The sequence below is a fragment of the Streptomyces sp. NPDC059455 genome (assembly GCF_042750115.1).
Taxonomy (GTDB): Bacteria; Actinomycetota; Actinomycetes; order Streptomycetales; family Streptomycetaceae; genus Streptomyces; species Streptomyces endocoffeicus.
In genome coordinates this window covers 10,274-19,821 of the sequence record NZ_JBHYVB010000181.1, presented here as the reverse complement: position 1 = coordinate 19,821, position 9,548 = coordinate 10,274, and the positions used below count along the sequence as shown (strand labels likewise).

Here is a 9,548-nt window from a genome sequence, read left to right as displayed (position 1 = left end):
TACTAGATCTGATCCCCCCCGTCCACCACCCACCGCCCGGCCCCTCTACCCGCGGCACCGGGCCTTCCGGCCGTTCGGCCGCGTCAGACCGGCAGCGGCTCGAAGTCCCAGACCGGGCGGATGCGCTTGCGGGCCGCCACGGTCTCGGGGTGGGCCCGCCCCAGGACGGCGGTCAGGCCGCCGAGGGCCACCTCCTCGATCACATCCGCCTCCTCGCCTCCGCCAGGGATCACCCGCAGATCCGCCGCCAGCCCGATCTGGGCCAGCAGGGTCAGCGGATGCCGCTCGCCCAGCGCCTCGGCGGCGTGCAGCGCGGTCTCCCGGCTCATGGCGCAGGCGTCCTGGTACCGCCCCGTCGCGTGGTACGTGGCGGCGGTGTTGAGCGCGATCCCCAGTGTCCAGGGGTGGCGCTCACCGACGGCGTCGGCCATAGCCGTGAACAGCGAGTCCCGAACTCGCGCCTTGTCGTCGGCGCCCAGAGTGAGCGCCTCGTTCGCCCAGGCACCAATGGTGTACGGATGCCGGGACCCCAAAGCGGTCGAGTAACCCTCCGAGGTCTTCTCGGCGACGCTCGCCGCCCGCTCCAGATCACCCTGGCGCCGGAGGGCGCGGGCGACTCCGGCCGCGATCATCAGCGTCAGCGGGGCACCCTCGCCCAGCAGGCGCTTCGCCCGCTCCCACAGGGCATGGATGTCGAGGTCGCCCGCCCAGTCACACCTCCACAGGTGGTACAAGGCGGTCAGGGTCAGCGGATGCTCGGTGCCCAGCACCGCGCTGTGCTGATGGGCGCTGGGTTCTTGTAGTGCCAGCGCGTCCCGGTAACGGCCGGAGAGCCGCAGGTCGTACGCGTGCTCCGTCGCGCAGGCCAGCGTCACCAGCGCCGTCGGGCCCAGCTCCGCCCGCGCGCTGTCCAGCGTCTGCCCGGACAGCTCCGCGGCCTCGGCGTAGGAGCCGAGCATCCGCAGCGAGTGGGACAGGCTGCGCCGGGCGTTCCGCGCCTCCGCACCGTCTTCCGGACATGTGACGGCACACAGGTCGCGCTGCTCGCGGGCGAATTCGTACGCCTCGTCATAGCGGGCCAGGCCCCGCAGATCCGTGCCGAGCCGGGCCATCGCGACGAGTCTGCCCGGCGCGTCGAGCCTGCCCAGGCTCTTCAGCACCGCCCGGTCCAGCGCCTCGGCGCCGCCGTAGTCCCCGGTCTCGCGCAGCAGCGCGGCCCGGCGCGCGGCCAGTTCCTGATAGTCACCCGCCGCGCGGTCCGCGAGCCGCCTGCCCGTCGTGTGGTCGCCGCTCAGGGTCAGATACGTGAGGAACCCGACGACCAGCCGACGCGACGCGGCGTCCTCCGACTCCAGCGCGCCCGACGGCTCCAGGTACGGCACCAGCCGGGCGTAGCGCGGCCATGCCGCCGGGTCGTCCGGGCAGCGTGGATCCGCCGCGACGAGGGCGCCGCGGACGATCCGGGCGTCCTTCTCCCGCTTGTCCTCCGGTGTCCGCCGCCGCACCGCGTCCCGTACGAAGCGGCTCATCCACACCGCCTCGGCCTCCAGCGCCGACCGCCGCATCACCGACCACTGGGCCAGCTTGCCGATGGCCAGCTCCAGCTGGCTGGGGTTCTCCAGGAGCGCCGCCACCGCCGGGGAGACCTGCCCCGCCGGGACGGCCCGCAGCAGGGCGAGCGGGACCGGTCCTGGGCCGAACAGGGCACACAGGCGCAGCAGTTCGGCCGCCGCCTTTGTGCTCTCCCGCACCCGGGTGATCAGGCCCTTGAAGGCGGAGTGGTACGGCATCGGGTAGTCGGCGGCGGGCCGTACCGGGTTGGGCTCGCCGTCGCTCGCCATGCGCACGTACTCGGCGACCGGTGTGGACGCGCCATCCAGCCAGCCCGCCGTCTGGTCCAGCGCCAGCGGCAGGTCCTCGACGGCCGCCGCCAGCCGGTCCGCGTCCTCAGGGCCGATGCGCGGCGCCCGGCGGCGTACGAAGGCGACACTGTCCTGCCGGTTCAGCGGCGGGACGTCCAGCAGCTCGGCGTAGTGGTCGGCCCAGGCCCGGTTGCGCGAGGTGATCAGCACATGGCCGCCTCCGGCGGGCAGTGCCCCGGCGATGGCCTCCGGGTCGTCGGCATCGTCCAGGACGATGAGCCAGCGCCCGTACGGATCGCCGCGGCGCAGCGCCTCCAGGGCGGCGCGGGCCAGGTCCGCGTCCCTGCCGTCCCCGCCGCCCAGGGCTCGGGCGAGCGCGCCCAGCCGTTCCTCCAGGGCGGGCAGCCCGTCCACACCGGCCCACCACACGATGTCGTACCGGGCGGCGAAACGATGGGCGTACTCGGCGGCGAGCTGCGTCTTGCCGATGCCCGGCAGCCCGACGAGGGCGACCACGGCGGTGTCGGCGGGGGCGGCCTCCAGCCGCTCGCGCACCTCGGCGAGCAGCGCGTCCCGCCCGGTGAACCGCGGATTGCGGCGCGGCACACCGCCCCAGACGTCGGGGACGCGCCTGGATTCCATCAGTGAGCGGTCGTCGGGGGCGGCGGCGTCGCGGGTCCGTAACGCCGCCAGTTCCCGCTCCAGTTGCCGCGCCCGCTCCTCGGCCACCGCCACCTGTTCCTGGGCGTGCGACAGCGGGTAGGACGCGGTCTCCTCCTCCGCCTGAAGCTGGTGTTCCAGCGCCTCGCAGCGCTGCTCGGCATCCAGCGCCTGGCGGCGGGCCTGGGTCAACGCGTCCTGGAGACGGACGACTTCCTCCCGCAGCCGGTCGCGTTCGGCCGTCACGTCCTCGCGCTCCCGGCGCAGCCGGTCCAGCTCCGCGCCGCGGGTCTCGCGATCCGCCGCCGCGACCGCGATCCGGCGCTGCTCGACCTCCATCTCGGCGATGCGCTGTTTCCGTACCAACAACGCCTCCGACAGCGCCTCGGCGCGGACCTCGGCCTGCTGGCGCTGCCGGTCCGCGTCGGCGAGCTGGTCGCGGAGGCGCTGGAGCTCCCAGCCCACCTTGTTGGTGGCCTGCAACGCCCGGCGTTGCAGGGTGTGCACATGGGCCACGACCTCGGTGGAGGGCGGCCGCCCGGCGGCCTTGGCGGCATGGGTGAAGAGCTGGTCCACGAACTCGGCGGGTGGCACCACGGTCCCGTTGAGATAGCGCGAGACGGTCCCCGCGTCGTAGTGCAGCCGTACGGCGAGGACCCGCAGTGACACCCCGACCGTGCCGAACAGGTCCCGCAGGTTCTCGGCCAGCGCCCGGCACTCCGGTCTCACCTGCTCGGGGATCGGCTTCAGATCCCCGATCCGCCGCGCCGCGTCCCGCTCCGGCACCAGCTCGCCGCTGACGGGTTCGTCCTTCATGGGTCGCCCCTCCCCCGTTGCGGCCCACTGCAACGCGTGCGGGCTGCCGCAACACCCCAGACCCCGCACATCGTGAAACGTACCCCGGCGCCTTCGCCGGTTCCACGAAAGCAGGTCGAAGATGTCGGAAAGCAGGTCAAAGATGCCGAACCGCTGCCGTCCCGCCCTTCTCACCCTCGCCGCCGCCGCGCTCGGCGGCGCCGTCCGGGCGCTGGTGTCCTGGCTGCTCAGCCGGACGGACTGACCGCGATCCGGCCGCCGGAGGCGGCGGCCAGCCGCCCGGCGAGCTCGTCGCGCACCCGCGTGAGGGTGTCGATCCGGTCGTCCAGCACGCTCAGGCGGCGACGCGCGATGTCCAGCATGGCCTCGGCGGGCCGGCTGCTCGGCAGGTCGCCGTCCAGACAGGCGCCGAAGTGCTCGATGTCCTCGAGCGTGAGCCCGGCGTCGAGCAGATACCGGATGTTGGCCACCCGCCGGACCGCCCGCTCGTCGTAGACCCGGTAGCCGTTGCCCGCCCGTGCGCAGCTCAGCAGCCCTCGCTCCTCGTAGAAGCGCAAGGCCCTGGTCGTGGCACCGGTGGCCTTCGCCAACTCCCCTATCCGCATGGCCGCGAGACTACCGGCGGGCGGGGCCGGGCGGACCGTGCCGCCTGCGGCGGGCTGCTTTCCCCTCCCCGCCCTTCCCGATGCTCCAGACGAGCAGTTCTGGAGTGATCGGCAGAGGCCGTAGTACCCGGGGACACCGTAAGACATCGACCAGGGGGCCTCCCCCTTAGCGCGTAACGCCAGACCGCAAGCGTATAGCAGCTCAGATTTCCACGGACCTGACAAACGTAATGGGTGAGGACTTCTCATGTGAAGCCCTCACCCGTCCAGCGCTCGGGTTACTCCCGCTCGTTGATTTGGTTACGCCGACGCACGTGATGACGGCGGGCGCGCTCATGGAGATACTTCAACCACAGTTCCTTTCGGTGGCTGGACTCCTGGGGCCACATGAAGCGCGCCAAGGTCGTCACTCCGGAGACGATGATCACGAGCGTAATAATGACCAGAACGGCACCCCATGGGGCCGTTTCGGGCAAGTTGAGCACGGCTTACGAGCCTTCCGACCTTGAACGGTCGGCGGGTCACTTAGGCAGCTAGACGGCGCTCCCCAGCGCACTGCGATAGTGCCCGCCCCGGTATGTGGTCACGGGGAGGGCAGAGTTCGGCCCCCTGGGCCGGATCTGTGGTGACGTGTCGATCGGTTCGGGCTGCCACACCGGAACGTCTTCGTGCTTGGCCCGGCTCAGTGAGCGGGACAGCAGAAGCAGCAGAACCCGCACCAGGAAGCACAGCAGGGATAGCATCAGGTCTGACAACGCTTCGAGGAATTCGCGGGCCGCCGTACGCCTTTCCGATGCTGTAATGGCGTTCCGCAGGCGCTCACCGGCGGCGCGAATAGCACTGGCGGTTTCCACCTGTTGCGTGGCGAGCCAGAGATAGGCTTCTGTCTTGCCGCTTCCTAACGATGCGCCGAGTCGAATCAGTTTCGATTCGGAAAGGTACACCATAGCTCGGTATGAGTTCGCCATGAGCAGGCGCGCTTCTCTTTCTGCGTCGTTCATCTCCACCCCCTATCAGCACACGACATGAGCGGAGTCTAGCGCCCGACAGCCACACCTTGCGTCTCCATTAGAGGGACACCATGCCGGGGCCTGCCCCCCAAGCCCCGTGACCAGCGCCGACGGCGCAACAAGAGCGACGGCCCTGAACTGATGAACGCGCCGGGTGGCACCGCTCCGGAGATACTTCGGGCTGACGAAGATTGGCACCCGATCGCCGCACGCTGGCATGCCTCGCTGGCGGAGTCTGGGTAGTCCGCGTTCTACAAAGCGTCAGGTTCGTTACCAGAGGGCGCGGCCTGACTCCAGGTAGCGTGGCTTCCCGGTAGTGAGCGCTTCGAGGGTCTGGGTAACCCGGTCACGTATACGTGGACGCAAAGCGGCTACCGCTTCCTCTGACGTGAAGAAGGCACATGCGGAGAGTTCGGAATCGTGGGGACGAAGCGCCGACGCTTCGGATGAACTCAGTTTCCCACCGTCGAATATAATGACGATCTGATCGTCCCATGGTCCGTGTGGTGGGTCCCAATCCACGGACAAGATTCCTAGCAGTCGCGGCTGAATTCCGAGTTCTTCGAGCAACTCGCGTCGCGCTGCCTCTATAGGTGCTTCATTCGCTTCTACCATACCGCCGGGGAGATCCCAGCCTTCCTTGTAGGTAGGATTCACCAGTAGAATTCTCCCTGACTTATCACGCAAAATAACATCTGCCGCGACGCGCTTACGTGCTTGCTTCGCATTCCCCTCGGCGAGATATGCTTCCCATTCGGCGGTACCAGGCTCCGGGTGAGTCGTCATGGCGTTTCCCCTACAGTGTCTAGCGAGACGATACCTGCCAGTAGCAGACTTCTTTGCCGATTGACCATTAGAAGAGAGTCCAGTAGACCAGCTACCGGGGCCTCAGCCTTGAACGGATGAAGAGCGTCTGCCAGGTCAGCAAGTTGCTGCGTGATACGCAGAGAACCCAAAGCGCGGCAAGATTCGAGGAGTTCATTCCCGATCGTGCATGCTACGTCCAAGTCACCCATCTTCGCCCTAATTACGGCCAGGGAGATCTGCCCGAATGCTCTGCTGCGCGCCCGGTCCCCACTACGCAGGGCAACAGCTTGCTCGGCTTTTCGAGCTGCTGCCGAATATTGGCCGAGATCTTGCAGACAAAGCGCCTCTTCGATGGCAAGAGAAGCCATGTCGAACTCACTGATCCAGACTGATGGAGGTTCGCAGGGCATACGTGTAAGGAATTCCGCAGACGCATCGATCGCCCGACGGGAAGCGGCTTCATGGCCCGTCCGAGCCAATGCACGGCCTTCCATGGCATGGAGTCGAGCAGTAAGTGCAGGGATGAATGGTCCGGCCTTCATGGCTTCTTGTCCGGACCGCGCAAGTGTCACGGCTTCGTGCGAGTGATCCATTTGCAACGCCAGGTGACTCATGCTGGCCAGGATGTGAGACCCCAGGGCATGGTCCGAACCAGCTTGAGCAAAGGGAAGGGCGTGCTCGAAATGCCGTCGCGCCCGCAGGCCTTGGCCCGAATCATGTGCCATCCAACCGGCCATTTCCGTTAATGCAGCAGCCGCCATAAACGTCTCCGCAGTACTGCCTACATTCTCGGCTCCGAAGATCCTAGGCGCCACGCTATTATTGAGATAATGCGTTACGGCGCCGTAGAGATGTCCCCCGCCAAGCTGGCGATCTGCCATCCGAAACGAATCCATAGCGGCCCTGTCACTGTTCCAGCGACCTGGTAAAGTAAATCCCGAACTGGTTTGTGTAACGGTGAGGTGGACCGGAAGATTCGTTACCGGTCGAGCATCTGGCCTGCACTCTCCCATAGTCTCAACGCTGATGCGGTCCATGCCGGTTGATTTTGGCAACCCCTCCCATGGGCGAGGTGGCACGCCCAGCATGTCGCCGGGAATGCCGAAGCCATCGGCAACACGTTCGATCACTTGTTGGCCGCGCACGCCACGGACACCCCGGATGATGTCGCTCACGCGGGAACTCGTCATCTTGCCGATGGCGGCGGCCATGGCCGCATGGCTTGAGCCTGTACGCCTGTTGACGAGGCGGAAAATCTCCCGGAAGTTGCGAGTGGCGCATGCCCGTTGCATGACCTCACTCCGCAGCAGCGTGTCAGGAATCGTCAGCGGATAGCCAGCGCGTTGAATCTCGCGTTCGTCCATGGGCCACCTCAGGGACGGAAGTGACCTCCCCAGGGTAGCCCCAGGTTCCCCGCAATGGGGTTCCCCAAAGTGGCTTGCGGGGTTCCCCGTTCGCGGTTCTCTCGGACCTCTGCCGCCTCGAAACTCATGGCACACGTGCAACGCGCCCAGCAGGGTGCCCCCGCGACGGGCGAACGTCCGGGGGCGCGGACCACCTGCACACCTGAGAGGAAGGACAGGCAGCCGTGCGCAAGAGTAGCCACGGTCACCCGAACGTGGGGACGCTGGTACGAGATACGGCCACCGACCGCCTGGGCAGCTACATGGGCCGGGGTGGACCATGCCTCATGCTCAGGGCCCAACATGGTGGCAAGGAATGGCAGGCACGCCCGGAAGGCCTTCGCCCGGCAGAGGTGAGCCGTGCCTGAGCACGAAGTCTCCGAACACCCCCGCGCCGCTGACCTTGAGCAACTTCAAGCGGCGTACCTCATGCACCGGGCCGAGTGCCAGACGTGCACGCCCGCCCAGTCGTGCGACATAGCGCGACGGCTGGAAAACGTGCGGCGTGCGGCAGGGGCGTCATGAGCGCGAACTGTGAGGAGTGCGCGCGCCTGGAGCGCGAGAAGCAAGAGGCGCGTCAGGCGGGGGACCTGAGCAAGGTCACCGACTGTGCCGTGTTACTCAAGCGCCACCCCGACCACAGCAAGAGGAGCGCCCTCTCCGGAAGGGGGCGGGCATGAACCGGGCCACGTACCGTTTCCGTGAGTTCCGGCTCATCCCGGACACTGAGCCTGACGCCGAACCGATCACATTCGCCATGCAGTGCGCGGTGTGCGAGCAGACCGGGGAGCCCAGCGACGAGCGGGCCCCCGCGCACGCGTGGGCGACCGGCCACCTGAAGGCGCACCCGGAGCACTTCACCTACCGGGAGATCATCATTCGCCCCTGCCGGTTCGAACCGGGAGCGTGGCAGTGACACGGACCATCCTTAAAGGCACGGACCTGGTGCTCAGCGCTGAACGCGCGCAGGGAGCGCCGGACGGGATCTATCACGCCGAGTGCATGACCTGCCCCGCCACGTCGGGGCGGGTGGACAGCGCCCCCGGACCCGTAGCGCGCTGGGCCATCCTCCACACCCAGCAACAGGGGCTGAACCATGGTCAGTTCCTCGTAACCGTTGAGCGTCACTGGCGCGTGGACCCCATACGCCCCCGGGACGGACACGGCACGGCCACGCTGACCCAGACCCGCAGCGCCAGCACCGCCGACCGGACGCCCGCCACGCACCGCGCCCCCGGACGCTGGGGCGCCTGCTGGCAACGCGTCGTGGCATGGCCGGGGCGATTCGCCGGGCCGCTGGTCCTGACCACGTTCATCGTGGCCGCCGCACTCGGCGGCTACCTCATCGGAACCGGCCAGGACACCGGCTGAGCTGCTGATGGAGCCCGCACGGCCGGGGATGCTCCCCCGTAGCCTCCGGCCGCGCGGGATCGGTGGCGCTCCCGACCGGACAAGCCCCGAGCCCGATGGGCAGACGTGCCCACGCCGAGCGGACGCCCTCAGGCTCCCGCCCCGGTCCCCCCTTCACTGGAGTGCCGCGCACCAGGCGGTGAGAGCGCCACCAACCAGCCCCGCCCCCGGCTGGTCACGATCGGGGGCGGGGCGCTTCCATGCCCGCTGACCTGCCGGTATGCTCCAGAACACTTACTTACGAGCATCGAGGCTCCCCGAAACTGGGACTCCGCCCCAGACCTCGGGGCCCAGAGGCAAAGTCCCGCCACGCGACGGAGCCGCATATCGATGCTTTCCCCTCTCCGCCCCTTCCCGTTACCAAGGGCTTCTCCCCTGGATCCCCCCGGGGGCGACGAGTCGACCGCCGCCGCGATTAGCTCACCGCCCAGGGCGCCGACCACGCCACCTGCGGCGCGATGCCCGAGCCACTGACCGGTGAGCAGGCGGACATCCGTGCACATTCGGGTCGTCCGGCCGGAGTCTGGGGCGGAGCCCCAGTTGTGGGAAGGGACGGGTAGGGGAAAGAACCACCGGTCCCCACCTAACCGACCAGCGCCCCACCATCCACCGGCAGCACGACCCCCGTGGTGTACGCCGCCTCCGCCCTGGCGAGCTGCGTGATCCAGAAGGCGACCTCCTCCGGTCGGCCCAACCGCCCCAGCGGCACATGCTCGATCAAGGTCGTCCGCAGTGCGTCGATCTGTTCGGCGTCGAGCCCCTGGTGATGCCCGATCCCGGTGGCGATGGGGCCGGGGGCGACACCGGCGACGCGCACCCCGCGCGGGGCGAGTTGGACGGCCCAGCTGCGGGTCAGCGTGTCCAGGGCGGCCTTCAGCGCGGCGTACAGCTCCGTGCCGGGGGGGGGGGGGGGGGGCGCCGCCCCCCCCCCGCCCCCCCCCCAGAGTAGAAAACACCCCCACCACCCCACCCCCC

Annotated in this window: 8 protein-coding genes; 2 read left to right on the top strand and 6 right to left on the bottom strand. The window is 68.6% G+C overall.

The window, feature by feature from the left end; all coding sequences use genetic code 11:
* Positions 1-83 precede the first annotated feature (83 nt).
* From fxsT to ACFXB5_RS41340, 5 genes are all read right to left on the bottom strand, one after another.
* Positions 84-3,338, bottom strand: a complete 3,255-nt coding sequence (gene fxsT, locus ACFXB5_RS41360; protein WP_385218559.1) for an FxSxx-COOH system tetratricopeptide repeat protein — start codon at positions 3,336-3,338, stop codon at positions 84-86.
* Between the two features lie 227 nt (positions 3,339-3,565).
* The gene (locus tag ACFXB5_RS41355) at positions 3,566-3,943 is read right to left on the bottom strand and encodes a MerR family transcriptional regulator (RefSeq protein ID WP_385218557.1); all 378 of its coding nucleotides are present in this window, start codon (positions 3,941-3,943) and stop codon (positions 3,566-3,568) included.
* 533 nt (positions 3,944-4,476) lie between these two features.
* Complete coding sequence (locus tag ACFXB5_RS41350) at positions 4,477-4,944, bottom strand: hypothetical protein (protein WP_385218556.1); 468 nt, start codon at positions 4,942-4,944, stop codon at positions 4,477-4,479.
* Positions 4,945-5,223: 279 nt separating this feature from the next.
* Positions 5,224-5,739: an NUDIX domain-containing protein gene (locus ACFXB5_RS41345; RefSeq protein ID WP_385218554.1), complete on the bottom strand. Its 516-nt coding sequence runs from the start codon at positions 5,737-5,739 to the stop codon at positions 5,224-5,226.
* Positions 5,736-7,124, bottom strand: coding sequence for an XRE family transcriptional regulator (locus ACFXB5_RS41340; protein ID WP_385218552.1), 1,389 nt, complete (start codon positions 7,122-7,124; stop codon positions 5,736-5,738). Before ACFXB5_RS41340 ends, ACFXB5_RS41345 begins: the two co-directional genes overlap by 4 nt.
* 715 nt (positions 7,125-7,839) lie before the next feature.
* On the opposite strand from ACFXB5_RS41340, the gene ACFXB5_RS41335 reads away from it, so the two are divergent.
* Positions 7,840-8,079: a hypothetical protein gene (locus ACFXB5_RS41335; RefSeq protein ID WP_385218550.1), complete on the top strand. Its 240-nt coding sequence runs from the start codon at positions 7,840-7,842 to the stop codon at positions 8,077-8,079.
* The gene (locus ACFXB5_RS41330; protein WP_385218548.1) at positions 8,076-8,534 is read left to right on the top strand and encodes a hypothetical protein; all 459 of its coding nucleotides are present in this window, start codon (positions 8,076-8,078) and stop codon (positions 8,532-8,534) included. The genes ACFXB5_RS41335 and ACFXB5_RS41330 overlap by 4 nt, the downstream gene beginning before the upstream one ends.
* 622 nt (positions 8,535-9,156) lie before the next feature.
* Here the strand turns inward: ACFXB5_RS41330 and ACFXB5_RS41325 are convergent.
* On the bottom strand, positions 9,157-9,548 hold a 392-nt coding region (locus tag ACFXB5_RS41325), incomplete at its 5' end, for an SDR family NAD(P)-dependent oxidoreductase (protein ID WP_385218546.1).